A 26313-nucleotide genomic window follows, 5' to 3' on the forward strand; every position below is an offset into this window, starting at 1 on the left:
AGGAGTGGACATGAACAGGATCAGGGTCGCCGTCAACGGCTACGGCGTCATCGGCAAGCGCGTCGCCGACGCGGTTCGCCTTCAGGAGGACATGACACTCGCCGGTGTCGCCGACATCGTCGACGACTACCGGCTGCAGGTCGCGGCCCGCGCCGGGCTGCCCGTGCACGCGGCGACGCCGCAGGCCGAGGCGCCGATGCGCGCGGCCGGCATCGCGGTCGCGGGTGGTCTCTCCGAACTGCTCGCGCAATCCGATGTCGTCGTCGACTGCACACCGAAGAAGGTGGCCGCGATCAACAAGGGCGTGTATGAGGCGGCTGGTGTCAAGGCCATCTTCCACGGCGGCGAATCGCATGCCCTGACCGGCCATTCGTTCGTCGCGCAGGCGAACTATGCGTCGGCGCTGGGGCGCTCGTCGACGCGCGTCGTGTCGTGCAACACCACATCGATCGTTCGCACGCTCGGCGCGCTGCGGACGGCAGGCCTGCTGAAACGCGCACGCGGCACGCTGATCCGGCGCGCCTCCGACCCCTGGGAGGCGCATGCCGACGGCATCGTCAACACGGTGGTCCCCGAGAAGGTCATTCCCAGCCATCAGGGCCCGGACGCGCGCACCGTCATCCCCGATCTCGACGTCGTGACGATCGCCGTGAAGGCCGCACACAACTCCAGCCACCTGCACACCTGGTGGGTTGAACTCACCCGGCCGGCGACGCGCGATGAGGTGCTCGCGGCGTTCCGGGCGGCACCGCGGATCGCGTTCGTGCGTTCGTCGGACGGGATCGTGGCACTGAACAGCACGGTCGAGCTGATGTCCGACCTTGGCCGCCCGCGCGGCGACATGTGGGAGGTAGCGCTGTGGGAGGACGTGCTGGCCGTCGACGGCGACCAGGCGTACTACACCTACCAGGTCTTCAACCAGGCGATCGTGATCCCGGAAACCATCGACGCGATCCGGGCTCTGACCGGCATCGAGACCGACCCGGCGAGGTCCATCGCGAAGACCGATGCCTCGCTGGGACTGCGGCGCGATTTCCTGCGCTGACTAGCAGGGTCTGGAAGGTTCCCCGTGTCCCTTGACCTTAGTTTTCTCGGCAGCACAGCCGGTGCCTGGTGGGTGTTCTGGGTTGCCGTTGCCGGCTGGATGATCTTCCTGGGGCTGGGCCCGTCCGGGAAGACCGACAGTCGGCGCGGCACAGCTCAGGAGGAGCTCTTGCGGCGGCTGGAGGATGGCGAGATCTCGCGGGAGGACTACGAGCGGCGCCTTCGCTTGCTCGGCGATGACCCGAGCCAATCGCGCTGAGCTGTATCAACACGCCGTGGTGCTGTCTGCTCAAGATGCTGAAACCGGCGCAGCATTTTTTGCACCAACGCAGGCATGCTCATGGTTTCTTTCCGCCGGCTTGTGTCCGGCATGTATCCCCGCACCGACAGCCGTCGGCGCGGGCTTCTCATCACATCACTCAGGAGTCTTCATGAAATCCATCCGTACGTTCACGGTCCTCGCCATGTTGACAGCCGCTGTGCCGGCGTGGGCGCAATCAACCGCGGCTCAGACACCGGCAACGCCGTCAGCCTGGAGCCAGAACATGGACAAGCAGATGCAGTCCATGCAGGAGATCCGCAACAAGCTGCTCGCCGCACGCACGCCGGAAGAGCGCAGCAAACTCATGGCCGAGCAAATGAAGCTGATGCAAGGCGGCATGGACATGATGGGCGGCATGGGCATGGGAGGCATGCGAGGGATGGGACCGATGGGGGCCGCGAGTGCGCCGATGGACATGAGCACGCGCCAGCAGATGATGGAAAAGCGCATGGAGATGATGCAGTCCATGATGCAGATGATGATGGACCGGACGGCGCCTGCGCCGGCGGCCAAGTGACGGGAGCTGCAACGTGAAGAACTCCAACAGCCCCACCCGCGCCGCCGAGCCGTCGCCCTACGGCTTCCATGGCGTGCTGCGGGAGCGCGACTTCGGTCGCGCTGTCGAGCAGGTCACGGCCGCCCTCAAGTCCGAGGGCTTCGGTGTCCTGACCGAGATCGACGTTCAGGCCACGATGAAGGCCAAGCTCGGGATCGACGTGCCGCCCTACCGGATTCTGGGCGCCTGCAACCCGCCCCTCGCGCACCGTGCGCTGACGGCCGAGCCGGACATCGGCTTGCTGCTGCCCTGCAACGTCGTCGTTCGCCAAGAGGCTGACGGTCGGTTGGTGGTCGGCTTCATGGATCCGGAGGCCGTCTTGCAGTTGACGGCGCATCCGGAGGTCGCTGCAGTAGCCCAGGAAGTGAGAGGCAAACTGCAGCGCGTGCGTTCGGCGCTCGACAGCACAGCGACCGACTGACTGACACAATGCGGATCGAGGAGCACTGATGTACTTTGGCAATGGCTTCTACATGGGCGGCATGCACGGGCTGTGGTGGCTCTTCTGGATCGTGCTGGTCGCCGCAGTCTTCTATGCGACCTGGGGTCGCGCTTCAGGGGGTCGGCGCGGTTCCAGGGAAACTCCGCACGAAGTGCTGCGGCGACGCCTTGCCAGCGGCGAGATCGACGCGCAGGAGTATGAGCAGCGCAAAGCCTTGCTCGACCGCGATGCAGGCAAGTCAGTCTGAGCCGCTTCATGATCTGACCTGTTGCATGAGATGGACATCGTTGCACACTCCTTGTGGGCTGGTCTGGGCGTCGCGGCGGTGGCGCGCCGTTGGCCCGTCAGCACCAGCCAGGCGCGCACCGCCGTCGCGCTCGCGGCACTGCCCGACATCGGACACCTGATACCCATCGCCCTCTGGGCACTGCTGGGCGGCGGCACATGGGCGGCACTCCAGGGCTACGCATTCGCGACGCCGGGCGCCGAGCCTTGGCTGCCGTCCGCGGTGCAAGCCTGGTCGCACACTTTGCACTGTGTCATGCACAGCGCCGTCGTCGCCTCCGTCGTCACCATGGTCGCCTGGCTTCGATGGCGATGGCTGCTGGTGCCGCTGGCCGGCTGGTGGTCGCACATCGTGATCGACGTCTTCACGCATTCGAGCGAGTACTACCCTTCGCCGGTGCTTTATCCGATCACCGACCGTGGATTCGATGGCATCGCCTGGCCTACGCCGTGGTTCATGGTGTTGAACTATGCACTGCTCGTCGTTGCCGCCATCTGGCTGCGGCGGTCGCCCCGGTGGCAGCCTCGCTGACGTGGTGAGGGGACGAGCCCAGGGCGGTCGGACAGCTCCGAGCGACCGTACACACGTTCAGGTCAAAAGAACCACTGCAATTGCGCGAACGCGGCATTCGGCATGCGCGCGTACTCGCTGCCCGCCGAGCCAGTGAAGCGCTGAACACCGATCGTCAGGTCCAGGTTGTTCCGCCACGACCAGACCAGCCGGCTGTCGAAACCGTGGCTGCCGTCGTCGACGTTGACGACGGCGTAGTTCACCCACTTGAGCAGCGGCGTGATCTCGTACGACGCAAAGAGGCCAGCGTAGCGGGTAGCCAGGTTCGACACACGGCCCGCCGACCAGGCGGCAAGGTCGTAGGCAACCGGGTCGCGATCGCCTGCACCGTTGTAGTAGAGCTCTGCGCTCAAGGTCAGCCCGCCCGCGAAAGCGTAGTCCGCGCCAGCCATCAGCCGACTGAAGCCGCGGCCTGCGCTCGGCCGAAGGCGTGCCGCTTCTCCACGCAGTCCGACATCGCCGATCTGGCTGGCAACGTCCACGCCCACGATGTCCAGGCCCAGCAGCCGTCCGGCGACCAGCGACGCGTCGACGCCGGCCGCATTGCCGTGCCACTGCAGGGCGCGACTGGGCGAGCCTCGATCTGTTGCGGGGGCGTACACGAGCGACGCGCGCGACAGCGGCCCGAGCTTGGCCTCGAGCAACGCGGCGTCGACGCCGACGCGCTCCTCGCGCTCGAGCGCCAGCGGGCTGACCGGATTCAGGATGTCCAGCGGGCTCCAGAAGCGCCCGGTCCCCCAGGCGATGCGCTGGCGGCCGAGCTTCAGATCGACATCCCCGCGGGTCAGCGTCAGCGCCGCCCGATACAGACGATGACGGCCGTAGACATCGCCACGTTCCAGGTAGTTCGCGTCGGCTCGCCAGTACTGCCGCTGCGAGAGGTCCTTCAGCGCACGAAACTCGCCGGTGTCCAGGTAGGTGCCGAGCAGCAGTTCGTTGTCGTAATGCAGGTCGAGCGAAAGACCCGGCGCAAGATCACCCTTCGCCTCGACGCGCAGCCGGTTCAGGCTGAGCGCGTAGTCCTCGCCCGTCGATGCCCGCGAACGCAGGAACAGGCTCTTCAGGCTCCCCGACAGTTCCAGCGGCTGTGCCCAGGCCAGAGAAGTGGCGGCACCAAGCACCAGCCCCATCACCAGTGCGGCTACGCACCCGCCGACGCTTGGGTGTGGGAGCGTCATCACGTGTGCCGGATGGCCGCGGTCGGCTCCAGCCGCGCCGCCTTGGCGGCGGGGTGCAGCGACACCGCCACGCTGGCGAGGAACAGGCCGATGCCGGGCCCGACGAGGTTACCGGCGACGAGTTGCGGATAGACGATGCCGGTCAGTCCGGGGATGGCGCTGTAGTCGCGGTAGAAGCCCGACAGGTCCAGCCCGATGTTGCCGAACAGTGCGACCACGGCGGCACCAACCGCGTAGCCGATGACCGACGCGACGAGCATCAGCGCGACGGTCTCGTAGACCACCATCCGCACGACCGCGTCGGGCGGCGTTCCCAGCGCCATCATCACACCGAACTCGCGCGTGCGCTCAGCCACCGCCATGAACACGGTGTTCATCACCGCCAGCGCCACGACGAGGAAGAAGACCGCAACGATGACGGTGCGGATGGCACGAACCAGGCCCACCATGTCCGCCACGCGGGTCAGCAACTGCGGCCAGGTCGAGGCGACGAGGCCACGGCTCGCCACCACCGGTGACAGTTGGCGGGCCACCTCGTCCACCTCGGATCGGTCCACGAGCCGCAGGTTGACCGATGAGACCCGGTCGCCGAGGCCGAGCATGCGTTGCGCTGCCGGCAATGTGACGAAGACCATTGCACCGTCGAACGAACTGCTCTCGGTGGCGAAGATGCCGCGGACGCGGAACGCGGCCGTTCCGAGTTCACCAGCCAGCCCGGGTGCCATGACGACGATCTTCTCGCCGAGTCTCGCGCCGATCTTCTCGGCCAGCCGCCTGCCGATGACGATGTCGCGCTCGGCACCGCGCGCGAGTGGCGTGCCCTCGACGAAGGTGCGGTGCAGGATGGTGATGCCCGGCTCGAGATCAGGGTCGACGCCGTAGAGCATCACCCCCACCGACTTCGTCGCGCTGCTGGCCAGTGCCTGCGCCTGCACGCGTGGCGCCGCCGCAGCGACGCCAGGTAGGGTCTGCGCCGCCTTCAGGACGCCGCCGGCGTCCTCGAAGGCCAGTTCGGGCGCCAGGTCGCGACGCAAGCCCTGGCGCTCGATCTGCAGGTGGCCGGTGAGGTAGCCGGTCGAGTTGCCGACGATCTGCTCGGCGAAGCCGTCGAAGAAGCCGTACAGGAAGACGTAGGCCACGATGGCGAAGGCAGCGGCGAAGGCGGTGATGGCGCTGCGCTTGCGATTGCGCAGCAGGTTGCGCGCGGCGATCAGCACGAAGACGGGCCAGCGGCTGCGCCTGGCCGGTGTTGGCTCGCCCCTTCCCCGAACGCGTGCCTTGCCGCGTTCGCCGATGCCTCGGATCGCGGCGACCGGCTCCAGCGTCGCGGCGCGCAACGCCGGGTAGAGCGCCATCAGGAGCGCGATCACGAACACCATCACCGAGATGAACAGGCTGCGTTCGGCGCGCACCACCGGATAGATCACATCCTCCAGCCCGGGCATGGTTCGAAGGCCGGCCGCGAACGCGCCGAGGTTGATGCCGATCCGCCCGAACGCCGCCGTGGCGCCCAGCCCGACCGCGTTGCCGAGCAGCAGCCCGGCCGCGCCGAGCAGCGCCGCCTCCGCCAGCACGAGCCGGAACAGCAGCGACTGGCTGGTGCCCAGCGCGAGCATGATGCCGAATTCGCGCGTGCGCTCGAGCACCGCCATCAACACCGGGTTGGCCACACCGGCGGCTACCATCACGAAGAAGATCGTCAGCACCACGAAACCCATCACTTCATGGAATCGTGTGCTGACCGCCACCATCGGCAGCAGCACCGGCCAGCCCACCACCTCGTGGTCGGAACCGACGCGGACGGACAGGCTCTCGACGGCCGCATCCAGCGCGCCCCGGTCGCGCAGGCGCACTGCGACGGCCGTCACGGCGCTCGGCGCGGCGAGGAAGTCGCGCATCACCGCCATCGGCATCACGGCGACATAACCGTCCAGATCGTCGATCTTCGTGCGGAACACGCCCCGGACGGGTACCCGAGCGCTCGCCACGGAGCCGTCGTAGGCCTGCCCCACCAAGACCAGATCGTCGCCGGCGCGCAGGGCCAGGGCCTCTGCCAGGTCCGTGCCGATCAGCATGCCGCCGTCGCCCCGGCCATCGAAGGCGCGGCCATCAACGATGGCCTTGGACAGGTCGCTGACCGCGGACTCGGCCGCCGGATCGACGCCGAAGGCGACGATGCCGCGCGAGCGGTCCGCGCGGCTCGCGAGCACGGTCGTTTCCAGCCTGACCGTCGCCGCGGCGACGGCGGGGTCGGCGCGCACTGCCGCGAGCACGCGGTCGCCGGCCTCGATTGCGCGGTCCAGGCTCGGGTCGTCGTGGTAGCCCTTCAGGTGCACCTGCGCATCGGTGGCGAAGTAGCGCGTGGTGTTGTTCACCATCTGGCGGTTCTGGCCGTCGATGAATCCCCACAGAAAGGTCAACGCTGCGAGCCCGACCGCGATCGACAGCACCGTGATGCCGGAGCGGCGGCGGTTGCGCATGACGTTGCGCAGCGCCAGCTTCCAGATCATGACGCTGGCTTTCGCTCGTCGGCCTCGATGCGGCCGTCGCGCAGGCGGATCACGCGGCGCGCCCGCTCGACCACCATCGGGTCGTGCGTCGAGAAGACGAAGGTGGTGCCCTGCTCCTCGTTCAGGCGGCGCATCATGTCCATCAGCGCCGAGCCCGACTGCGAGTCTAGGTTGGCGGTCGGCTCGTCGGGCAGCACGATCATCGGCCGAGCCGCGATGGCGCGTGCCACCGCCACGCGCTGCTGCTGGCCGCCCGACAGTTCATTGGGCCGGCGGCTCTCGAGACCTTCCAGGCCGAGTTCGTGCAGCAGGCGCAGCGCCTCCCGGCGGCGCCGTTCCTCGTCGACTCCCTGCAGCAGCATCACGTACTCGACGTTCTCGAGCGCGGAGAGCACCGGCACCAGGTTGTATTCCTGGAACACGAAGCCGATGTGGCGCAGGCGAACCTCTGCGAGCGCCTTGCGGCCCAGGGACGTGATCTCCTGCTCGCCGACCCAGATGCGGCCGCTGGTCGGACGGTCGAGCCCGCCGATCAGGTTCAGCAGCGTCGTCTTGCCGGAACCCGACGGACCGACCAGGGCGATAAAGTCGCCCTCCTGGATCTCGACGCTGGTCAGGTGCAGCGCCGGCACCGGGATGCTGTCGCGCTGGTAGACCTTGGTCACGTGCTCGGCGCGCACGATGGCGGAAGGCCGCGCCATGTTCGTCACTCTGCCGTCATCACGGTGCGTGGATCACCCCGCCCGCGCACCGCGGCCAGTTCGTCGCCGCCGAGCAGGCCCGCCGGATCGACGCCCAGCGCCTCGGCCGCCTCGGCCACTGCGTGCGCCCAGGTGCAGCGGTTCGCGAACAGCATGCCGGCGACATCCAAGGTGCCGCCCCGCGCGATGTAGCCCAGCGCGCGGGTCCGTCGCGGCCCGGTGTCGATGCGGCGCAGCACGCCGAGGGTCGCCTCGGGCCGCATGTGCGAGAGGATGACGCGCGCGGTGGCCGCGGGCGGGAACAGGGCCTCCAGGACCGCATCGTTCGCGACGAAGGTGCCCTCGCGTTCGTCGCGCGGCAGCCGGAACCGGCCGGGCTCGACGACGCAGGTCACCGCCGTTGGGTGACCGGTTCCGTCCAGCCGATCCGCCGCCAGCAGCGCCTGCTGCAGTTGGTAGGCACCGATGGCGATCAGCAGCACCTCGGGTGCCTCGCAGGCCTTCACCACGCGGGCCCCCTGCTCGACCATTTGCTGCGCCTGCTCGCCGCTCAGCCGGCCCGTCATCGGCCGCTTCGGCACCACCAGGGTCCAGAACTCGCCGTGGGTGCGGTAGGCGGCACGCAGCGCGGCCACCGCGCTGTTCGCATCGACCGGGAACAGCACGCGCGCGGTGTCGGACATCTCGCCCAGCAGTGCCTCGGCCAGCGTCGGGTCCTGGTGCGATTGCTCGTTCTTGCCGTTCTCCCAGGTGTGCGAGGTCGCCACCGTGACCACCGACAGCCAGCCCGGCGGGTTGCCGGCCTCGGCCTGGTGTCGTGCGAACAGAATCTCCTGGCGCAGTGCGCCGAGCATCTTGACTGCGAAGGCCTCGTAGGACACCACGAGATTGATGCCGCCCTTGTTGCCCAGCGCCGCGCTGACCACCGCCTCCTCGTTGAGGGCCGTGATCACCGCGCCGTCCACCGCCTCGGCGAGACCCGGCTCGGGTGCGAAGACGCGGTGCTTCAGCAGGTCCAGCGTCTGCCCCATCCGGTTGCTGCGCAGTTCGTCGGGGTTGCCTACACGCGGCCGCAGCTGCGGGTTCGCCTGCACGATGGCGGCGAAGGCGGCGTCGAGCGCGGCCATCGGTGATACCGTGCCGGTGCCGACGGCATGCCACTGCGCTGCCGGCATCGCAGGTGCATCGACCCGCCGACGGGCCAGCGGGTGGTCGCGCTCGAGCGAACGCTGCTGGTCGCGATGACGGCAGAGCACGGCCAGCGCCTCGTCGAGTTCGCCAGCGGGGACGAACAGGGCACGCGCGCCCTCGTTGAACTGCTGGCGCGCGAGCGCATCGACGCGAGGGTTTCCGGCCAGCGGCAGGTTGTGTGCGGCATTCGTCCCTGCACCGGGGAAGCCGAATCCCTTCGGCGCCTCGGCGACGGTGTAGTGCAGCGGCACCGGGTACTGGATGCTCCCGGCCGCCACGGCCGCCGCACAGGCGGCGAGCCGTTCTTCCATGGCGTGCACGGCCCATGCGAACGCGGCCGGGTCCGTGCCGTCGATCTCCATCGGATCGAATCCGTTCAGGCGCAGGTGCTGGTGGAACCACTCCTGGCCGCCTTGCTGCTGCATCGTGCTGCGCTGCTCGATGCGGCGTCCATTGAGGATCATGAACGGGGCCACGAAGCCGCAGTCCTCGGCGCGCCACCAGCGCGGCGCCCAGTCGCTGCCGCGCTGCTCCTCGAAGGCGCCATCGCTGAGGAACACCACCAGCCGTTCGCCGCGCAGCGGCATGTGCACGTACTGCAGTTCGGCGAAACCGAGATAGCCACCCTCGGAAAGTCCTCCCGCCGTGTTCGGGCCGACGTGGCTGCCCAGCGGCGACGCCGGCCGCCCGCCCGCGTCGATCGCGTAGCCGTAGAAGTCGCGCGCGAAGCGTGTCAGCCCCTCTTCGCTGCGGTCGTAGCGCTCGGCGTGGCGGGGTGTCATGTTGCCCACCAGCAGATTGACCGAATCGATGCCGGCCACGCAATGCCCCTGCCCCATCAGCCAGCCGCGCGTCAGGCCCGTCAGCGCATTGGCGGCGAGATAACCGACATAGGCGGGTACGATGTTCAGCGAACCGCCGGTATGGCCCTCGGGCGCTTCCTTGAAGTCCTCGGACACCATCTCGCGCCCGTCGGGATGGACCTTGTCGGCGTACGTCATGTGCACGGTCAGCCACATGCCGGCCGCGGCGAGACGGTCCGCGGCCCACAGCATGCGGTAGACGCTCGCCGTGTCGGCCGCCTTGCCGCCGGCAACGAGCACCTGCGCGAGCTCGTGCACGCGCAGTTGAGTCTGGTCGTTGTGCACAATGGGGCCGTAGCCTCGCGCCCAGCGAGCAAAGTTGGCATCGGAGTCGCGGAACAGCCGCACGCGCTCGGCGACCCAGGGAAGGTGGTGGTTCATCGTCGGGTCCAGGTTGCGCGGACTATCGCGCTGGGGTTGGGGCTCATCGCCTCTGCAGGTTGCGCTGGCTGAAGATCTCGTCGTCTACCGGCCGGTCGAACAGGGCGTCCTTCAGCACCACCGTGGTCGAGTTCCCGGGCTTGGCGTCGGGCCGCATGTCCCAGCGCGTCGGCAGGGTCCGGCCACCGACCTTGCGCACGTCCGAGAAGGTCAGCACGCGCACGCGCTCGCCGCGCTCGCTGAAGAACTCCTGCTTGAGCGGCATCGTGTCGGCACGCCGCACCCAGTAGACGATGCGGCCCCAGACCACGGCCGCGTCGGGCTTCGGCACGGCTTCGATCTGCACGACGGTCTCGCCGTCGAGTTGCACGGTGCCGATCACCTTGTGCGTGTAGTCCTCCAGGATGCTGCTTTCCTTGACCAGATCGTCGTTGGTGAAGTCCGAGCCCATCCACGGCTGCAACATCATCGACGGTGGGATCTTGACGATGCGCTCCACGTTGGGCAGGTAGTTCCACATCTCGGTGCCGATGCGCAGCGAGCCGATGCCGGCCTCCTTGGCCGGTGAGACGATGCGCACGAACGATCGCCGCGGCCGATCCATCCACAGTCGCAGGCCGAGTGTGCGCTGCCAGCGCGGCGTGGCGATCGTCATCTCGTACTCGCCCTGCACGGTGCTGCCCCACAGCAGCTTCTCCACCTTGTCGAGGATCTCTCGTCCCTCGGACGGCTGAGCCCGCACCCCGGGCACCGCCAGGGCGGCCAGCGAGACCGTGATGGTGGCCAGCCGCAGCAGCGCGCGCCGCGTGCTCACGGCGCACCGTCCGCCGGCAGCTGCGCCACGGCGGCCACGCGCAACTGCGCAGGCGCGACACTCGACGCCATCAGGCCGTCCAGCATGGCCCGATCCACCACCTCCTTCTCGAGCAGCAGTGCGGCGAGTGACTCGAGCGCCGCACGGTGCGTCCCCAGCGTTTTCGACACCCGCTCGCGCGCCTCGTCGAGCAACCGGCGCACCTCGCCGTCGATCGCCTCTGCGGTGCGCTCACTGAACGTGCGCGGCTCCGGCAGCGTCGGGCCGTTGAGGAACAGCGGCCTGGGCCGTGCGTCGTAGGTCGCCAGGCCGAGCGCCTCGCTCATACCGTAGTGCGTCACCATGTGGCGCGCCAGGTCGGTGGCGCGCTGCAGGTCGTTCTCGGCGCCGGTCGATACATCGTCGAACACCAGCTGCTCGGCGACCCGGCCGCCGAGCAGCACGTCGAGCCGGTCGAGCAGCTCGCTGCGGCGCATCAGGTAGCGGTCCTCGGTCGGTGACTGCTGGGTGTAGCCGAGCGCCGCGATGCCGCGCGGGATGATGGACACCTTGGTCACGCGGTCGGCGTTCTTGCGGAGCTCAGCCACCAGTGCGTGGCCGGCCTCGTGATAGGCGACGAACTTGCGCTCAGTCGGGTTCATCACCCGGTTCTTCTTCTCGAGACCGGCGACGATGCGGTCCAGCGCCTCTTCGAAGTCCTGCATGTCGACCGCGTCCTTGCCGCCCTTGGCCGCGCGCAGCGTCGCCTCGTTGACGAGGTTGGCCAGGTCTGCGCCCGCGAAGCCGGGCGTGCGTGCGGCCAGCATGGCCAGGTCGACGCTAGGCGCCAGCTTGACGTTCTTGACATGCACCTCGAGGATCTGCCGCCGTCCGTTCAAGTCCGGCCGATCGACCGCGATGTGGCGATCGAAGCGGCCCGGCCGGAGCAGGGCGGGGTCGAGCACCTCGGGCCGGTTCGTCGCGGCGAGGATGATCACTCCGCGGTTGGTGTCGAACCCGTCCATCTCGGCGAGCAACTGGTTCAGCGTCTGCTCGTGTTCCTCGTGACCGCCCGTCAGGCCTACGCCGCGTGCCTTGCCCAGGGCATCGATCTCGTCGATGAAGACGATGCACGGCGCCTTGGACGCCGCCTGCTCGAACAGGTCGCGCACCCGCGCCGCGCCGACGCCGACGAACATCTCGACGAACTCCGAACCGCTGAGCGACAGGAACGGCACGCCGGCCTCGCCCGCCACCGCCTTGGCGAGCAACGTCTTGCCGGTGCCGGGTGCACCGACGATCAGCACGCCCTTGGGGATCTTGCCGCCCAGACGCTTGTAGCGGTCCGGGTTCTTCAGGAACTCGACAACCTCCATCAGTTCCTCGCGCGCCTCATCGATGCCCGCAACGTCCTTGAACGTGACGCCCGTCTCGGTCTGCATGTAGACCTTGGCCTTGCTCTTGCCGATCTCGAGCATGCCGTGCCCCATGCCGCCGCCCATGCGCTTCATGAGGAACCACCAGATGCCGAAGAACACCAGCGCCGGCGCAACCCAGGAGATCAGCGCGCCGAGCCACTTGCTCTGGCGCACGCTGCCGTAGCGCACCTTCGCGGCATCGAGCTGGGCCACCAGTCCTGGGTCGTTGACCAGCACCGTGGCGAAACCGTGCTCGCCGCCGGCGCGCTTGAGCGCCTCGAGCTTGTCCTTCGGCAGGATCTGCTCCAACCCTTCGGCGCGCAGCTTGCCTGTCGCGATGCCCTCGGCGATCACCACGTCGTCGAGCTTGCCGGCCATGAGCGCCTGCTTGAACTCGCTGTAGGTCAGCGTCTGCGTATGCCGCGGGGTGAAGAACTCCTGCATCAGGATCAGGCCCACCAGCGCGGCCAGCACGTACCAGAGCGAAAACGTCTGCTTCTTGTCCATCGACAGCACTCCTGCGGGGGATCGGGCTCAGACGCCGGGCCGACGGCGCGATCGCCGCTCGTCGAGGGCGACCTGGACGGCACCCCATACGATCAGTGCCGGGCAGACGAGAAGGGCGGCCGCGAGCAGCGCGCTCCACCAGGCGAAGCCGAAGGACCACAGCACCGCCGCGGCGATCACCACGGCAAGGATCGGGCACAACCACATCCAGCGATTGGCGAACTCGGGCCACTTCACGAATCTCATGGCGACCTCCGTCTTCATTGCAGGCGCGCCCGCTTGAGCAGCGCCGAGTTGACGATCACCGACAGCGAGGACAGCGCCATCGCCGCGGCGGCGATGATCGGGTTGAGCAACCCGACCGCGGCGATCGGCACGCCGACCGCGTTGTAGACGAAGGCCCAGAACAGGTTGCGCTTGATCGTGCGCATCGTCGCGCGCGAGAGCCGGATGCCGGTGACCACGTCGCGCACGTCGCTGCGCACGAGGATGATGCCGCCGGTCTCCTTGGCCACGTCCGAGCCCGACCCGATCGCGATGCCGATGTCGGCGGTCGCCAGCGCCGGGGCGTCGTTGACGCCGTCGCCGACCATCGCCACCACCTTGCCGGCCTGCTGCAGTTCCTTGATCACGCGCGCCTTGTCGGAGGGCAGCACGTCGGCGATCACCCGGTCGATCTGCAGCGCCCGGCCGATCGCCGTGGCGGTGCGGGCGTTGTCGCCGGTCAGCATCACGACCTCCACGCCTTCGGCGCGCAGCGCACGCACCGCTTCGAGCGCCTCCGGCTTGATCGTGTCGGCCACCGCGATCACCGCGGCGAGTTCGCCGTCGCAGGCGAGCAGCATCGCCGTCTTGCCGTCCGCCTGGTAGCGCTCCATGTCCGCGCCGACCGACGCGACGTCGATGCCGGCACCCTCCATCAGCCGCCGGTTGCCGAACAGCACCTCGCGCCCGTCGACCAGGCCGCGCACGCCATGCCCCGGCACCGCCTCGAAGCCCTGCACCGCGCACGGCGCGATGCCGGTCTCCTTGGCGCCGCGCAGGATGGCCTCGGCCAGCGGATGCTCCGATCCGGCCTCCAGGCTGGCGGCCAGGCGCAGCGCCTGGTCGTGGTCGCAGTGTCCGCAGGGCAGCAGATCGGTCAGGGCCGGCTCGCCTCGGGTCAGCGTGCCGGTCTTGTCGAACACCACGGTGGTGAGCCGCTCGGCCTTCTCGAGGATCTCCCCGCCGCGGATCAGGATGCCGGCCTGGGCGCCGCGCCCGACACCCACCATCAGCGCCGCCGGGGTGGCGATGCCGAGCGCGCAGGGGCAGGCGATGATCAGCACGGCGATGAAGGCGAGCAGGCCCTGCGGGAAGTTGCCCGCCAGCCACCAGCCGCCGAAGGCGATGACGGCGGTGCCGACCACGGCCGGCACGAAGTAGCGCGTCACCTGGTCGGCGAGGCGCTGGATCGGCGCGCTGCTGGCCTGCGCGTCCTCGACCATCTTGACGATCTGCGCCAGCGCCGTCTCGGCGCCGATGCGCGTGGCCTGGAAGCGGAAGCTGCCGGTGCGGTTCAGCGTGCCGCCGATCACCGCCGCGCCAGTCTGCTTGTCGACCGGCATCGACTCGCCGGTGAGCATGGACTCGTCGACCGACGAAGAGCCTTCGAGCACCACGCCGTCGGTGGCGATGCGCTCGCCGGGCCGCACGACGACCGTCTCGCCGACCATCACCTGCTCGGCCGCGATCTCGACCTCGGCTCCGTCTCTGATCGCGTGCGCGGTCGCGGGCTTCAGGTCCAGCAGCTTGCGCACCGCCGCCGAGGAGTGCTTCTTGATGATCTCCTCCATGTACTTGCCGAGCAGCACGAAGGCGATGATCACCGCCGAGACCTCGAAGTAGACGTCACGCTCCTCGACCTTGACCGGCAGCACCTGCGGAAAGAACAGCACCGCGACGCTGTAGAAGTAGGCCACCGAGGTGCCCAGCGCGATCAGCAGGTCCATGTTGATCGAGCGGTTGCGCAGCGCGTTGAACGCACCGACGTAGAAGCTCCAGCCACCGATGAACTGCACCGGCGTGACGAGCAGGAACAGCCACACGCCCCAGGTGAACCAGGGCAGCGCAGGGATCGGCACCCAGGTCAGCAGCGTTGCGCCGGTCGCCAGCGCGATGAAGGCGCCGGCGCGCATGATGGCCAGGGCCAGCACGCCGGTCAGCGCGATGGTGACGCGCGTGCGCATCGACTTCAGTTCGGCCTCGGGCGACTCGAAGGTGCGCTGGCAGCCGGCGCTGCAGAAGTAGTAGGAGCGCCCGGCGCGCTCGGTCTTCAGCGCGGTCGCCTTGTCGACCACCATGCCGCACACCGGGTCCTTGGCCTGGCCCGACTCGGCGCGCCGCAGCGCGGTCTGCAGCGGCCGGCCCACCACGCGCATGTCCCCACCGTGAGGAGATGCGGGGGTGGGCGGCGTGGCGTCCGATCTGCCGGTCCTCGCGCCGGCGTAGCGCGCCGGGTCGCGCTGGAACTCGCCCAGGCAGTGCCCCGAGCAGAACAGGTAGGTTCGCCCAGCATGCTCGGCATGGCCTGCCGCGCGGGAGGGATCCACGGTCATGCCGCACACCGGGTCGACCGACGCGGCGGCCGCCGCAGAGGGCGCTTCGTGAAGCACGGCTCGAGTCATGTCATTCTCCTGATCAATGCGTGCAAAGGTGGGTGGCGGGTCTCACGGCATGCGGCGCGCGGCGCCCTCCCAAGCGGCCGCACCGGCAGCCAGAGCCGTCAACCCGCCGGCGATGAGGAATGGCAGCGGCGGCGCCAGCGCGAACAGGCTGCCCGTGGCCGCGGCACCGACCGCCTGCCCGAGGTTGGCCGCCGCGGCCTGCCGCCCCATGGCCCAGCCCTGGCGCGTGCCGGCCGCGCTCGAGATGCGCACGGCCAGCGAGGGGATCAGCACGCCGATGCCGGCTGCTGCCAGGACGAACGCCGCGGCGGTCACGCCCCTTCCGTTCGAGCCGGCCAGAAGGGCGAGGCCCGCCGACAGCACGAGGAGCGCGGCGACGACGAGCCGCGGCTCGCCCAGCCTGCGTTCCAGGTGCGGCAGGGCCCAGAACTGGACGGCGATCATCACGCCGCTGCACAGTGCGAAGTACAACGAAACCGGCCACCCGTCCGCGGCCGGCGCCCTGCGCGCTGCCAGGGTGGCACCGACCTCGGCCACCGTGATCGCCAGCACGACGACGGCCGTCAACAGCAGCGAGCGGGCGATACGCCGCTCGTCGCCGGGCGGCGCACCGTCCGAGCCGGACGGCACCGCCCGGTTGACCGGCAGCGTGAGCACGCCTGCGGCCGCCACCAACCCGACCACAGCGACGACATGCAGCGCCAGCGCACTGATCGCGCCATGGCCACCCACGGAGAGTATCGGTGCGGCCAGCCCGTCGCCGAGCGCGGGACCGAGCAGGAAGCCCAGAGCCGTGGCCGATGCGATCCAGGCGAAGCGGCGCTGCAAGCGGGACGGCGCCGACGCGGTGACGACATAGGCAAACACCGCCGGGAGCACCGCCGCCGAGGTCAGCCCGGCGATGGCACGCGCCGCGTACAGCCCGCGAAGTCCGAGCGACCCGGTCACGGCCCACAGCGCCGCGCTCGATCCGGCCAGCCCGGCGATGAGCACCCAGCGGCGGTCGATCCGATCGGCCAGCGCGCCCCAGGCGGGCGCAAACAGGAACAGGGCGAGCGTGTACGTGCCGGTGAGCCAGCCCGTGTGCCCTTCCACGTCGGCTGCCGAACCGACCCCCGCGCGCTCCACCAACCCGGGCAGCACAGGCAATGTCACGCCATACGCCATCGACACCGCCATTGCGGCCGCGAGCAGCGCCGCGAAGGCGCCGGCCGAGAGATCCGAACGCATCTCGCCCGCCGGCCGCGGAGACGGCACCGTCCATGACCAATCACTCACGGTAGAGATCGCGGCGGGTCAACGGGACCGGCCACGTGCCGCGATCGCGCTTCGAGGCGACGATCTGGTAAATGCCCGTGCCGCCCGCCTCGAACTCGAGCGCACACGCCGCCATGTAGAGCCGCCAGATGCGGTAAGTGACCTCGCCGACCTCCTCCAGCGCCTCCTCGCGACGCGCCTCCAGCCGCTCAACCCAGTGCCGCAGCGTCAGCGCGTAGTGCGGACGCAGCCCCTCGACATCATGGATCTCGAAGCCGGCCCGCTCCATCCCGAGCTGGATGTTGCTAACGCAATCGAGCTCGCCGTCCGGGAAGACGTAGCGATTGATGAATTCCGTCGCGACCGTCCGGTTCCAGCCCTCCTCGTCGTGGGTGATCCCATGGTTGAGGAACAGCCCGCCCGGTCGCAGCACCCTCTGCACGGCGGCGTAGTAGGTCGGCAGGTTCGCCAGGCCGACATGCTCGAACATGCCGACGCTGGACACCTTGTCGTAGACCGCCACGCCGTCGAGGTCGCGGTAGTCGCGCAGCTCGACCGTGACGAGATCCTGCAGGCCTTCGACCCGGATGCGCTCGCGTGCGTACTCGAACTGCCGTTCGCTGAGCGTGATGCCATGCGCCCGGACGCCGTGGCGGCGCGCCGCCCAGCACACGAGCGCGCCCCAGCCGCAGCCGATGTCGAGCAGGCGGTCACCGGGCTGCAGTCGCAGCTTGCGGCAGATGTGCTCCAGCTTGTTGTGCTGTGCCTGCTCGAGCGAGTCGTCGGCGGTCTCGAAGTAGGCGCAGGAATAGACGCGCTCGACGTCCAGCCACAGACCGTAGAACGCGTTGGACACGTCGTAGTGGAACGAGATCGCCGCCCGGTCGGTCCGGCGGGAATGGCGGTGCGCAAATCGCCGCGCCATGCGCGAGGCCAATCCGCCGGACGGCTTCAGGCCCTCCTGCTCGGACACCCGCAGCATCAACGCATCGCGCCACAGCGCCAGCTTGTCGCGCCAGGTCAGCGAGACCGCCTCGAAGTGGTCCTTCAATGCCAGTGCGCTGTACAGATCGCCTTCGACATCGATCACACCGCGGAAGTAGGCGTCGGCCAGCAACAGCGGATCGGGCCGCAGCACGAGGCGACGCAGCAGCCCGGGGTCGCGGATCACGAGCGTGTACTCGGGGTGGGTCTCGAGCTCGTGCAGGATCGCATCGCCCAGCCTCAGCGCCGGTGGCCGTTCGATGCCTGCCAGCAAGCGGCGCAGGATGCGCAGCGCCGGAGCGTGCAGGTCCGGCGGCAGGGGTCGAGCGAGCGTGGTCGAGTGGTCCATCGGTTGGTCCCTTCAGTGCATGTCTTGTGGTTCGGCCAGGGCCGCGGTAGACACGTCGTCGACGGAAATCAGCGGTGCGCGCCGCAGATCGTCCGTCACGGCCGTGAGGCACTGCCGGCTCGCTGCGTGAACGGTGAACAGCGGCTGGCCCCGGTGCACCCGCTCGCCGATACGAGCTTGCAGCACGACGCCGGCGCCGGCTCCTTGCGCTGCGCCAGCCAGCACCGCGACGCGCTGCACATGCGCGCCGTCCAGCGACCTCACGTGGCCAGCGTGTTCGGCCGTGATGGTTTCGGCGATCGGCGCCAGCGTCGGCTCACGCATCCCACCCTGGGCCTCGCACAGGGCCTGGAAGCGCCCCCATGCGGCGCCGCTGTCGAGCAGTCGCCAGGCGTCGAGCTCGCCATGTCCGGTTCGGCTCGCGCCGCACATCTCGAGCAGCAGGCCGGCTTCGGCCAGCGCGTGCATGCGCAGGTCGACCGGCGCCGCCGCGGCGCCGCGCAGCACGGCCAACACGTCCATCGCCTCGGGTGCCGGACCGATGCCCAGACCCACCGGCTGAGTACCGGCCGAACGAGCGACGCGAACCTGCACGCCGACCGCTGCGCCCACGGCCCTTAGCAGCGCTTGCAGGCGATGGAAGCGTTCGTCGTCGGGCACGCCGGTACCCCGTCCGACCGTCACGTTGACGAGCAGGCTCCCCACGCCGGCACCCACCCGACGCGACAGTGCCGACGCCACGAGGCTCGCGTCATCCGCCGTGGGACTCCACGGCACGTCAGTTGCCACTCCCGCGGCGTCCGCGCGGGCGACGCACATGCCCTCGCGCGAGGTGATGATGGCTGCAGTCGCACGATCGAGTTCCACCCCGGTCAGCGTCGCCATCGAGTCGGCGCTGCTCCAAGTCCCCGCGCCGGACCGCAGCGAGAAGTGCGGCATCGTCGCGCCCGCTGCAGCCACGATCGCCGCAACGATCGGCGTCGTCCGGTGCCCGGGGAACCGGTCCAGTCCGTGCCGGTCGACGACGCGGTTCGTCTCCCAGGCGAGTGCCGGACTCGCTTCGGCCGTCCAGGCGCGCGCGAGGGCGATGGCCCGCCGGGCCGCCGGGTCACTGGACGGCTCCGAATTCCAGAGCTCGTGGGTCTGGCCGGCGGCTTGGCTCATCCCTCGCTCCTTCGCCGAGCGGAGGCTCCGCGGTCGCATCGCGCGGCCGAAGCCGGCTCCTGCGCGAACCCCTCGATGAGGCCACACACGGAGTGGCCGTCGGGCACGCCATCGGGACGCCGCTTCCAGTCGGCCACCGCCCGCTGCATGCGCCGATGCAGCCGCAGGGCGGCGTCCAATTGACGACCCTGCTCCGCGAGTCGCTGGTCGAGCAAGGTGCGCGCACGCGGACACGGCAGTTCGCCACGCTGCCCCATCTCGACGAGTTCGCCAGCGTCCCTGAGCGTAAAACCCAGCGCCAGCGCGCCGCGGATGAAGCGCACGCGCGCGACACTGCGCTCCGAGAACGTGCGGTAGCCGTTCTCGGTCCGGCCATCAGCCTCCACCAGGCCGACCCGCAGATAGTGGCGCAGCGTGTCGGCGGACACGCCGGCCTGCCGCGCGCACTCGATCAATCGCATCGAATTTCTCCGTCGCCGCAGGGCCGCGTCGACTCCCGGGCAGCGAGTCTCGACCCGGGTGCTGCACATGGGTCAAGTCCCTGCGTGACCGGGCCGGCTTGCATTGCTCAGATCCGCTCGAGCGCCAGCGCAACGGCCTGGCCGCCGCCAATACACAGCGTCACGATGCCGCGGCGCAGGCCGTCGCGCTGCATCGCGTGCAGCAGCCGGGTGGTGAGGATCGCTCCGGTCGCTCCGATCGGGTGCCCGTGCGCGATGGCGCCGCCCTCGACGTTGACCACGTCCTCGGCGAAACCGAGTTCGCGCTGGCAGGCCAGCGCGATGGCCGCGAAAGCCTCGTTGATCTCGACCCGGTCGACGTCCCCGATCGTCCAGCCGGCACGCTCGAGCGCCTGGCGCACGGCCGGCAGCGGCCCGAGCCCGAAGAAGTTCGGGTCCACGGCGCCGATGCCGAAAGCCGCCAGGCGCGCCTGCGGCTGCAGCCCCTGGCGCTCGGCCCAGCCGCGCTCGGCCACCACCATCGCGGCCGCGCCGCTGTTGAGGCCTGGCGCATTGCCCGCGGTGATGGTGCCCTCCTTGCGGAAGGCGGGCTTGAGCCGCGCCAGCGACTCCATTGTCGTCTCGGGCCGGTTGTGCTCGTCGCGCGCGAACGGCACCGGCCCCTTCCGACCAGGCACCTGCAGGGTGACGATCTCGCCGTCGAAGCGGCCGGCGGCCTGCGCGGCCGAGAACGCCAGCTGCGATCGCAGCGCCCAGCGGTCCTGGTCTTCCCGCGAAATGCCGCAACGGATCACCAGGTCCTCGGTGTGCCAGCCGGCATGCTGCCCACTGGTGGCGTCGTGCAATCCGTCCAACAGCATGCTGTCGAACAGCGTCACGTCGCCCATGCGCGCGCCCCAGCGCCCCTGCGGCAGCAGGTAGGGCGCGCGGTCCATGTTCTCCATGCCACCGGCCACGACGCAATCGACCATGCCGGCGGCCACCTCGAGCGCTGCGCTGACAACGGCTTGCGCCCCGGATCCGCAGACGCGGTTGACCGTCAGCGCGGGCACTTCGACGGGCAGCCCCGCGGCGAGGCCTGCCTGGCGGGCCGGGTTCATCCGGTTGCCGGCCTGGATGACGTTGCCCATCACGAGCGACTGCACCTGGGACCCGGCAAGGCCGTTGCGCAGCAGCGTCTCGCGGATCACCGCCGCCCCGAGTTCGCTGGCGGGTACCTCCTTGAGCGCACCGCCGTAGGTGCCGATGGAGGTGCGGACGGCGCCGCAGAGGACGACTTCGTTGAGTGCCATGACTTTGCTCCTTGTCGATCAATGCGCCTCGCAAGACGCGTGGTTCTCGTGGTCGGCCCCGCCGCACACGCGCGCCTTGCAGCCGCTTCGCTGCAGCACGCCCTCGCCGGCACCGCGCAATCCAGCGGCGTTGGCCTCGTCGGTGTCCAGATGCAGTTCGAGCACCGCGCCGTCGTCGACACGCAGGGCGACATGGCGCAACACCGTGCCGCGCGGCGTGTCGAGCGCGACCTCGATCTCCCCGCGGTCCTGGACACCGAGCCGCCGCGCATCGGCGCTCGTCAGGTGCAGGTGGCGGCGCGCAACGATCAAACCCGTGGTGCGCAAGGTCCCGGCCGGCCCGGTCAACGTGACCTCGGCGCTGCCCGCGAGATCGCCGGACAGGCGCAGCGGCGCCTCGATGCCGAGCCGGATGGCCTCGGTGCGGCTGACCTCGATCTGGTTGGCCGCACGGCAGGGCCCGACGACGCGCACGCGTTCGAGCCGGCCGCGCTCGCCGATCACGGAAACCGTTTCCTCGGCGGCGAAGAAGCCGGGCTGGCTGAGCGGCTGCAACACGCGCAGCGCGTGGCCGGTGCCGAACAAGGCCTCGACGGCGGCCTGCGTGAGATGCACGTGGTGGGCCGAGATCGCCACCGGCATCGAGAAGTCCTGCCGCGCCGCGGCGCGCTCGGCTCGGCGCAGCACCGCCGCGGTCTCGCGGGCGATGACCCACTGCTCGCGCGAGCGCACCGCCAGCACCGCCACCTGCGAGCGCGGTGCCTGCAGTTCGGCGACCGCGGCACCGGACGCGCCGAAGGACTCGTTGCGGTCTTCGTCGAGACGCACGCCGAGGAACTGCAGGCCCTCCAGGATGCGCCGGCGCAGCGCGGCAGAGTTCTCCCCTGCCCCGCCGGTGAAGGCGACGGCGTCGCAGCCGCCCATTGCCGCGGCGTAGGCCCCGATGTACTTGCGCACCCGGTAGGCGTGAACCTGCAGCGCCGTGCGGGCGCCGGCATGCCCCTGGCGCGCCCGGGCCTCGATCTCGCGCAGGTCCGCCCCGATGCCGGACAGCGCCTTCAATCCACTGTCGTGGTACAGAGCCGCTTCGATCTGCGCCGGGTCGAGTCCGAGCCTCCGCGCGACGAACGCCTGCACGCCAGGGTCCAGATCGCCGCTGCGCGTGCCCATCACCAGCCCCTCCAGCGCCGTCATCCCCATCGAAGTGTCGATGGACCGGCCGCGGTCGATCGCGCAGACGCTGGCACCGTTGCCGAGGTGGCAGCTGATGATGCGCAGGTCCTCAGGAGCCCGGTCCAGCGCACCGCTCACCGCTTCGAGCACGTGCCGATGCGACAGGCCATGAAAGCCGTATCGGCGCACCCCGGCGTCGCGCCAGGCCTGCGGCACCGCATAGAGCGACGCCTCTTCGGGCATGCCGGCATGGAACGCGGTGTCGAACACGGCCACCTGCGGGAGGCCCGGCCAGCGCTCGCGCGCCAGGCGGATGCCGGCCAGCGCGACCGGGTTGTGCTGGGGCGCCAGCGGGGCGGCCTGGTCGATCTCGCGCTCGGTGTCCGCGTCGACAAGCGCGGCCTCACTCAGGCGGGGTCCGCCGTGCGCGACACGATGGCCGACGGCGTCGATCGCCGGCATGCCGGCATGGCGCAGCCGGCGCTCGATCTCGTCGAACGCCGCGGCATCGACCGCGGGATGCTCGATCGTCGCCTCCATCAGCGGCGTGGCCGAGGCCGGATCGAACACGCCGAACTTGAGCGTCGCGCTGCCGGCGTTGAGCGAGAGGATGTGCATGGCCCGGTCCGCCGCCCTCAATGGAACACCATGCCTTCGACATGGAATCCGGCGTCGACGTGCACCACTTCGCCGGTGATCGCCGACGCGTAGGGACTGGCCAGAAGCAGCGCCACACGGCCGACCTCGCAGCCGTCCACGGTACGCCGCTGCGGCGACCGGCGCGCGGCCTCGTCAAGCAGCTCGTCGAAGTGGGTAATGCCGGAGGCCGCGCGCGTTCGCACCGGGCCCGCGGAGATTGCGTTGACGCGGATGCGGGCGGGCCCGAGTTCGTGCGCGAGATAGCGCACCGAGGCCTCGAGCGCCGCCTTCACCGGCCCCATCACGTTGTAGTGCTCGACGACCTTCTCGGCGCCGTAGTAGCTGACCGTCGTCAGGCTGCCGCCCTCCCGCATCAGCGGCTCTGCGAGCTTGGCCATGCGGATAAAGGAGTGGCAGGACACCAGCATCGCCTCGGCGAACCCGACGCCCGAGCAGTCGGCCAGGCGGCCCTGCAGGTCTTCCTTGCGCGCCGACGCGATCGAGTGGAAGACGAAGTCGAGCCTGCCCCAGCGGTCGCGTAGGGCGTCGAAGACCGCCTCCAATTGCCCCTCCTCCAGCACGTTGCACGGCAGCAGCTGCGCCTGCACCTCCTCCGCGAGCGGCGCGACGAAGGACCGAGCCTTCTCGTTGTAGTAGGTCATGGCCAGCTCCGCACCGGCATTGCGGAAGTGCCGCGTGGCAGACCAGGCCAGGCTGTCGGCATTCGCGACGCCGACCACGAGGCCCCGGCGGCCGGAGAGATCGATGGTTTCCATTGAATAGCCTTGCTGTGTTGCTTCGCGGGTCGACCGGCGTTCAGCGCGGACCGCTCTTTCGTGCGCCGTCACCCTGGAATCGCACGAGGAGGTACAGCAGCACGATGCACAGTCCGAGCAGCGCGTGCAGCCACCAGCCGAGCACATGCGCCCGGTGTTCCAGTACCAGCAGCAGCAGCGCCACCGCCGCGAACGCCCAGAAGATCCACCGGGCCCGGGCCCGACCCGGGTCGGTATCGGAAGGCTTCGTCGGTGTGGTCATTGCCTTCTCCTTCAGCGCTCGGCTCGGTGCGGCGACCAGGCGTCGAACCTGAACTCGATCTCGTCGGTCCGCGACGGCAGCCGCACCCAGAGCCGGAACCGGTACGGCCCGTCCTTGGCAACGCCGAAGACCTGCCCGTAGCTGGCCTGCTCGTTCACCTTCATGGGCGGGAGGTACTTCGCCGGCTCGTCGACGATGCCGGCTTCGCTGAGTTGCGCGCGCACCACCGCGTCCTCGATGCGACGGCCACTCGCGCTGTCGTAGAGCGCCACGACGAGGTGGTGCACCTGGCCGCCGCCCTTGGGCGGACCGCCGTGCAGTTCGGCCAGCGCGTGCTTGTCGGCCACGACCGCGGCCGGCACCAGCCCCCAGTAGAGGGTGACGCCGGACCGCTCCATCCGGCTCTGGGCCAGCGCCGGGCTCAGCATCGTGGCCAGCAATAGCAACAGCCACGTCGCGGTGAGGAATCGCCAGCCTTGTGCCGGCAGCGGGATGGTTCTCATGGCGTGACTCCTCTCGGCGATCGGCCTGCTGGTCATCGGGCATAGATCTGCTGGAACACCAGCTCGGCCCAGAGGTCGCGGCTCGTGCGCCACGACTCCCAGGCCTGCGCGTAGGCGTCCGCGCCGACGCGCTCCAGCTGGTACCAGGGGTTGGCCTTGCGGTCCGGGTCGTGCGCACCCCACTGGTCGAGCCACTGCTGCATCCACGGCAACCAGGCCAGCGCCGGCGTCGCCCTTTCGGACCAGACCTGCCGGCTGACGCGCATCGGATGCAGTTCGCGCAGCAGGCGTGCGGATTCGGGCGTGACCGCCATGCGCACCCACGGCGAGACCCATTGCGCATAGGCACGCTCGGCGGCCTCGGACAGCGCCTGCACCTTGTCGAATCCAGCCGGGTTGGCGTCGAACGGCAGATCCTCCAGTCGGCGTGGTTCGAAGCGGGCCGCGGTGGCGGCGTCGCCCGGGGCGGCATCGTCGAGAACCATCTCGTAGAGGCCGGGCGCAAGGTCCTGGATCGTTCCGGCGTGGTGGAGGATGGCGCGGTGCTCGCGCCGCGCCACGCCCGCCGACACGAAGATGCCGAGGTGGCCCACCTGCTTGTGCAGCAGGTAGACGACACGCTGGCCGGCAGCCACCAGGTCCTCGGTCGTGGCAAACACCTCCTTGAGCCAGCCCAGCGCCTGGTGCGGCGGCGTGATGTTGTCGCCGTAGGAGCTGAAGATCACCAGCGGCGCCCCGATGCGCTTGAGGTCGGCGCGGCAGTGGCCGTCGACCACGACCTCCCCGTTCTCGAGGCGGTTGCCGACGAACAGCTCCCCGGCGATGGCCAGCATCTCCTCTCGTGCGAGTTGGTAGAAGCCATTCCACCAGCGCTCGAACTCCAGGAAGCGATCGCGCTCGGCCTCCGGCTGCGCAAAGAGCGTGTCGTACTTCCTGAACACGCCCTCGGGCCGCAACGCCTCGAAGTTCTGCACCAGCCACGCGCCATCGAAGCGGCCGTTGCCCAGGTCCGACATCCAGTGCGCCGGCCAGACGCCACCGGTGAAGCCGCCCAGCAGCCGCATCGGGTTGACGCCGCGCTCACCGGCCCAGTACGACAGCGGCGAGCCGTTCAGCACCGCCAGCGCCGCGCGATGCTGGCAATGCGATAGCGCCAGCGTGATCGCCCAGCCGCCCTGGCAGTTGCCGTAGACGATCGGTGCCTTGCCGCGATGGCGCCCGGCAACGATGTCGATGAAGGCCGCCAGCGTCTGCACGACGGCCCCCATCGTCTGGCCCTCGACCGGCTCCGGGTCGAAGACGACGAAGTAGACCGGGTGGCCTTCGAGCAGCGCCATGCCAACTTCCGAATCGCGCTTGAAGCCGCCGATGCCGGGACCATGCCCGGCGCGCGGGTCGACCACGATCACCGGTGCGGCGCCCTTGCGCACGTGCTTCTCGAGCGCGTCAGTGCCGCAGCGCGTGACGCGCAGCAGCCGGTAGTTCGACGGCGGATCGAGGTCCCGCCCGTCTGCCACCAGCTCGGACTCGAAGTGCAGCAGCGGCGGCATACCTGCGGCCTCGTGCGCGCTCATGTTGGCCGCACGCTCGCGCAGCGTGTCGGCCGCCGCTGTGGCGCGCCACAGCGCGTCCAGCCAATAGCGGACGACCAGGCGACCAGGCGTGAGGCCCGCGGAATCGGTCGCAACGGCGGTGTTCGATGTCGACATGAGTCTCAACCGCAGCAGCAACCGCCGCGACCCTTGGTGGCCGCACCGGCACCACTGCCACAGCCACCGGTCGGATGCTGATGCGCGGTTTGGGCGCCAGCCGCAGCGTCCGCTTGATAGCCAGCCTCGCCCAGCGCAGCGACGAGTTCCGGCACCTGATGCGCGGCGTGCTCGCCGCGGACACGCGCGATGCCGCTGCCGAGGTCGACCTCGACGTCCTGCACGCCGGGGACGCGCTTGAGCGCCTTGGTGACCGACGCGACGCAGGACCCGCAGGTCATGCCGTTGACTTTGAGTTCAGTGGTTTGCATGTTGG

Annotated in this window: 25 protein-coding genes; 6 read left to right on the forward strand and 19 right to left on the reverse strand. The window is 69.7% G+C overall.

The genetic code is table 11. The annotated features are described in order from the left end of the window. Window positions 1-10 precede the first annotated feature (10 nt). The 6 genes from KAK03_RS18895 (at window position 11) to KAK03_RS18920 (ending at window position 3181) form a co-directional block, all read left to right on the forward strand. On the forward strand, window positions 11-1045 hold the full coding sequence (locus tag KAK03_RS18895) for a type II glyceraldehyde-3-phosphate dehydrogenase (protein ID WP_210856213.1): 1035 nt from the start codon (window positions 11-13) through the stop codon (window positions 1043-1045). A 24-nt stretch (window positions 1046-1069) separates the two neighbouring features. Next, a complete protein-coding gene (locus KAK03_RS18900; RefSeq protein ID WP_210856215.1) occupies window positions 1070-1303 on the forward strand; it encodes an SHOCT domain-containing protein in 234 nt (77 codons plus the stop codon). A 172-nt stretch (window positions 1304-1475) separates the two neighbouring features. Continuing rightward, entirely contained in the window at window positions 1476-1883 is a 408-nt protein-coding gene (locus KAK03_RS18905) for a hypothetical protein (protein ID WP_210856217.1), read from the forward strand. A gap of 13 nt (window positions 1884-1896) precedes the next feature. After that, window positions 1897-2343: a DUF302 domain-containing protein gene (locus KAK03_RS18910; RefSeq protein ID WP_210856219.1), complete on the forward strand. Its 447-nt coding sequence runs from the start codon at window positions 1897-1899 to the stop codon at window positions 2341-2343. A 28-nt stretch (window positions 2344-2371) separates the two neighbouring features. After that, entirely contained in the window at window positions 2372-2611 is a 240-nt protein-coding gene (locus tag KAK03_RS18915) for an SHOCT domain-containing protein (RefSeq protein ID WP_247661282.1), read from the forward strand. 30 nt (window positions 2612-2641) lie between these two features. Beyond that, window positions 2642-3181: a hypothetical protein gene (locus tag KAK03_RS18920; RefSeq protein WP_210856221.1), complete on the forward strand. Its 540-nt coding sequence runs from the start codon at window positions 2642-2644 to the stop codon at window positions 3179-3181. A gap of 62 nt (window positions 3182-3243) precedes the next feature. Here the strand turns inward: KAK03_RS18920 and KAK03_RS18925 are convergent, their stop codons facing one another. From KAK03_RS18925 to KAK03_RS19015, 19 genes are all read right to left on the reverse strand, one after another. Further along, on the reverse strand, window positions 3244-4350 hold the full coding sequence (locus tag KAK03_RS18925) for a hypothetical protein (protein ID WP_210856223.1): 1107 nt from the start codon (window positions 4348-4350) through the stop codon (window positions 3244-3246). Between the two features lie 47 nt (window positions 4351-4397). Next, the gene (locus tag KAK03_RS18930; protein WP_210856225.1) at window positions 4398-6908 is read right to left on the reverse strand and encodes an ABC transporter permease; all 2511 of its coding nucleotides are present in this window, start codon (window positions 6906-6908) and stop codon (window positions 4398-4400) included. After that, window positions 6905-7609 (reverse strand): ABC transporter ATP-binding protein, encoded by a 705-nt coding sequence (locus KAK03_RS18935; RefSeq protein ID WP_210856227.1) that lies wholly within the window; start codon window positions 7607-7609, stop codon window positions 6905-6907. Before KAK03_RS18935 ends, KAK03_RS18930 begins: the two co-directional genes overlap by 4 nt. Window positions 7610-7614: 5 nt before the next feature. Then, on the reverse strand, window positions 7615-10044 hold the full coding sequence (gene xfp / locus KAK03_RS18940) for a phosphoketolase Xfp (protein ID WP_210856230.1): 2430 nt from the start codon (window positions 10042-10044) through the stop codon (window positions 7615-7617). Between the two features lie 43 nt (window positions 10045-10087). Beyond that, window positions 10088-10858, reverse strand: coding sequence for an outer membrane lipoprotein-sorting protein (locus KAK03_RS18945; RefSeq protein ID WP_310738666.1), 771 nt, complete (start codon window positions 10856-10858; stop codon window positions 10088-10090). Beyond that, window positions 10855-12762 carry an ATP-dependent zinc metalloprotease FtsH gene (gene ftsH, locus KAK03_RS18950; RefSeq protein ID WP_210856232.1) on the reverse strand — a complete coding sequence of 636 codons (1908 nt, stop codon included), beginning with the start codon at window positions 12760-12762 and terminating at the stop codon, window positions 10855-10857. The genes KAK03_RS18945 and ftsH overlap by 4 nt, the downstream gene beginning before the upstream one ends. A 27-nt stretch (window positions 12763-12789) precedes the next feature. Continuing rightward, the gene (locus tag KAK03_RS18955) at window positions 12790-13008 is read right to left on the reverse strand and encodes a hypothetical protein (protein WP_210856234.1); all 219 of its coding nucleotides are present in this window, start codon (window positions 13006-13008) and stop codon (window positions 12790-12792) included. 14 nt (window positions 13009-13022) lie between these two features. After that, window positions 13023-15428 (reverse strand): heavy metal translocating P-type ATPase, encoded by a 2406-nt coding sequence (locus KAK03_RS18960; protein ID WP_210856235.1) that lies wholly within the window; start codon window positions 15426-15428, stop codon window positions 13023-13025. A 42-nt stretch (window positions 15429-15470) separates the two neighbouring features. Continuing rightward, complete coding sequence (locus KAK03_RS18965) at window positions 15471-16658, reverse strand: MFS transporter (RefSeq protein WP_210856237.1); 1188 nt, start codon at window positions 16656-16658, stop codon at window positions 15471-15473. Between the two features lie 40 nt (window positions 16659-16698). Continuing rightward, complete coding sequence (locus KAK03_RS18970; RefSeq protein ID WP_210856239.1) at window positions 16699-18018, reverse strand: class I SAM-dependent methyltransferase; 1320 nt, start codon at window positions 18016-18018, stop codon at window positions 16699-16701. A gap of 12 nt (window positions 18019-18030) precedes the next feature. Continuing rightward, window positions 18031-19182: a thymidine phosphorylase gene (locus KAK03_RS18975; RefSeq protein WP_210856241.1), complete on the reverse strand. Its 1152-nt coding sequence runs from the start codon at window positions 19180-19182 to the stop codon at window positions 18031-18033. Continuing rightward, entirely contained in the window at window positions 19179-19643 is a 465-nt protein-coding gene (locus KAK03_RS18980) for a MerR family transcriptional regulator (RefSeq protein WP_210856243.1), read from the reverse strand. Before KAK03_RS18980 ends, KAK03_RS18975 begins: the two co-directional genes overlap by 4 nt. 107 nt (window positions 19644-19750) lie before the next feature. Beyond that, window positions 19751-20935, reverse strand: a complete 1185-nt coding sequence (locus KAK03_RS18985; protein WP_210856245.1) for a thiolase family protein — start codon at window positions 20933-20935, stop codon at window positions 19751-19753. 18 nt (window positions 20936-20953) lie between these two features. Then, the gene (locus tag KAK03_RS18990; protein ID WP_210856247.1) at window positions 20954-22726 is read right to left on the reverse strand and encodes an acetate/propionate family kinase; all 1773 of its coding nucleotides are present in this window, start codon (window positions 22724-22726) and stop codon (window positions 20954-20956) included. A gap of 17 nt (window positions 22727-22743) precedes the next feature. After that, entirely contained in the window at window positions 22744-23514 is a 771-nt protein-coding gene (gene fabI, locus KAK03_RS18995; protein ID WP_210856317.1) for an enoyl-ACP reductase FabI, read from the reverse strand. Window positions 23515-23563: 49 nt separating this feature from the next. Beyond that, on the reverse strand, window positions 23564-23785 hold the full coding sequence (locus tag KAK03_RS19000) for a DUF2933 domain-containing protein (RefSeq protein ID WP_210856248.1): 222 nt from the start codon (window positions 23783-23785) through the stop codon (window positions 23564-23566). A gap of 11 nt (window positions 23786-23796) precedes the next feature. Continuing rightward, window positions 23797-24288, reverse strand: coding sequence for a hypothetical protein (locus KAK03_RS19005; RefSeq protein WP_247661284.1), 492 nt, complete (start codon window positions 24286-24288; stop codon window positions 23797-23799). A 32-nt stretch (window positions 24289-24320) separates the two neighbouring features. Beyond that, on the reverse strand, window positions 24321-26018 hold the full coding sequence (locus tag KAK03_RS19010) for a DUF3141 domain-containing protein (RefSeq protein ID WP_247661285.1): 1698 nt from the start codon (window positions 26016-26018) through the stop codon (window positions 24321-24323). After that, window positions 26003-26308 carry a heavy-metal-associated domain-containing protein gene (locus tag KAK03_RS19015; RefSeq protein WP_034399060.1) on the reverse strand — a complete coding sequence of 102 codons (306 nt, stop codon included), beginning with the start codon at window positions 26306-26308 and terminating at the stop codon, window positions 26003-26005. The genes KAK03_RS19010 and KAK03_RS19015 overlap by 16 nt, the downstream gene beginning before the upstream one ends. Between the last annotated feature and the right edge of the window lie 5 nt (window positions 26309-26313).

This window comes from Ideonella alba (assembly GCF_018069845.1).
Classification (GTDB): Bacteria; Pseudomonadota; Gammaproteobacteria; order Burkholderiales; family Burkholderiaceae_C; genus Ideonella; species Ideonella alba.

Coding starts and splice junctions, on each gene's coding strand:
- KAK03_RS18895 (WP_210856213.1), top strand. CDS start 11: ATGAACAGGATCAGGGTCGCCGTCAACGGCTACGGCGTCATCGGCAAG.
- KAK03_RS18905 (WP_210856217.1), top strand. CDS start 1,476: ATGAAATCCATCCGTACGTTCACGGTCCTCGCCATGTTGACAGCCGCT.
- KAK03_RS18915 (WP_247661282.1), top strand. CDS start 2,372: ATGTACTTTGGCAATGGCTTCTACATGGGCGGCATGCACGGGCTGTGG.
- KAK03_RS18920 (WP_210856221.1), top strand. CDS start 2,642: ATGGACATCGTTGCACACTCCTTGTGGGCTGGTCTGGGCGTCGCGGCG.
- KAK03_RS18925 (WP_210856223.1), bottom strand. CDS start 4,350: ATGGGGCTGGTGCTTGGTGCCGCCACTTCTCTGGCCTGGGCACAGCCG.
- KAK03_RS18930 (WP_210856225.1), bottom strand. CDS start 6,908: ATGATCTGGAAGCTGGCGCTGCGCAACGTCATGCGCAACCGCCGCCGC.
- KAK03_RS18935 (WP_210856227.1), bottom strand. CDS start 7,609: ATGGCGCGGCCTTCCGCCATCGTGCGCGCCGAGCACGTGACCAAGGTC.
- xfp (WP_210856230.1), bottom strand. CDS start 10,044: ATGAACCACCACCTTCCCTGGGTCGCCGAGCGCGTGCGGCTGTTCCGC.
- ftsH (WP_210856232.1), bottom strand. CDS start 12,762: ATGGACAAGAAGCAGACGTTTTCGCTCTGGTACGTGCTGGCCGCGCTG.
- KAK03_RS18955 (WP_210856234.1), bottom strand. CDS start 13,008: ATGAGATTCGTGAAGTGGCCCGAGTTCGCCAATCGCTGGATGTGGTTG.
- KAK03_RS18960 (WP_210856235.1), bottom strand. CDS start 15,428: ATGACTCGAGCCGTGCTTCACGAAGCGCCCTCTGCGGCGGCCGCCGCG.
- KAK03_RS18965 (WP_210856237.1), bottom strand. CDS start 16,658: ATGCGTTCGGATCTCTCGGCCGGCGCCTTCGCGGCGCTGCTCGCGGCC.
- KAK03_RS18970 (WP_210856239.1), bottom strand. CDS start 18,018: ATGGACCACTCGACCACGCTCGCTCGACCCCTGCCGCCGGACCTGCAC.
- KAK03_RS18975 (WP_210856241.1), bottom strand. CDS start 19,182: ATGAGCCAAGCCGCCGGCCAGACCCACGAGCTCTGGAATTCGGAGCCG.
- KAK03_RS18980 (WP_210856243.1), bottom strand. CDS start 19,643: ATGCGATTGATCGAGTGCGCGCGGCAGGCCGGCGTGTCCGCCGACACG.
- KAK03_RS18985 (WP_210856245.1), bottom strand. CDS start 20,935: ATGGCACTCAACGAAGTCGTCCTCTGCGGCGCCGTCCGCACCTCCATC.
- KAK03_RS18990 (WP_210856247.1), bottom strand. CDS start 22,726: ATGCACATCCTCTCGCTCAACGCCGGCAGCGCGACGCTCAAGTTCGGC.
- KAK03_RS19000 (WP_210856248.1), bottom strand. CDS start 23,785: ATGACCACACCGACGAAGCCTTCCGATACCGACCCGGGTCGGGCCCGG.
- KAK03_RS19005 (WP_247661284.1), bottom strand. CDS start 24,288: ATGAGAACCATCCCGCTGCCGGCACAAGGCTGGCGATTCCTCACCGCG.
- KAK03_RS19015 (WP_034399060.1), bottom strand. CDS start 26,308: ATGCAAACCACTGAACTCAAAGTCAACGGCATGACCTGCGGGTCCTGC.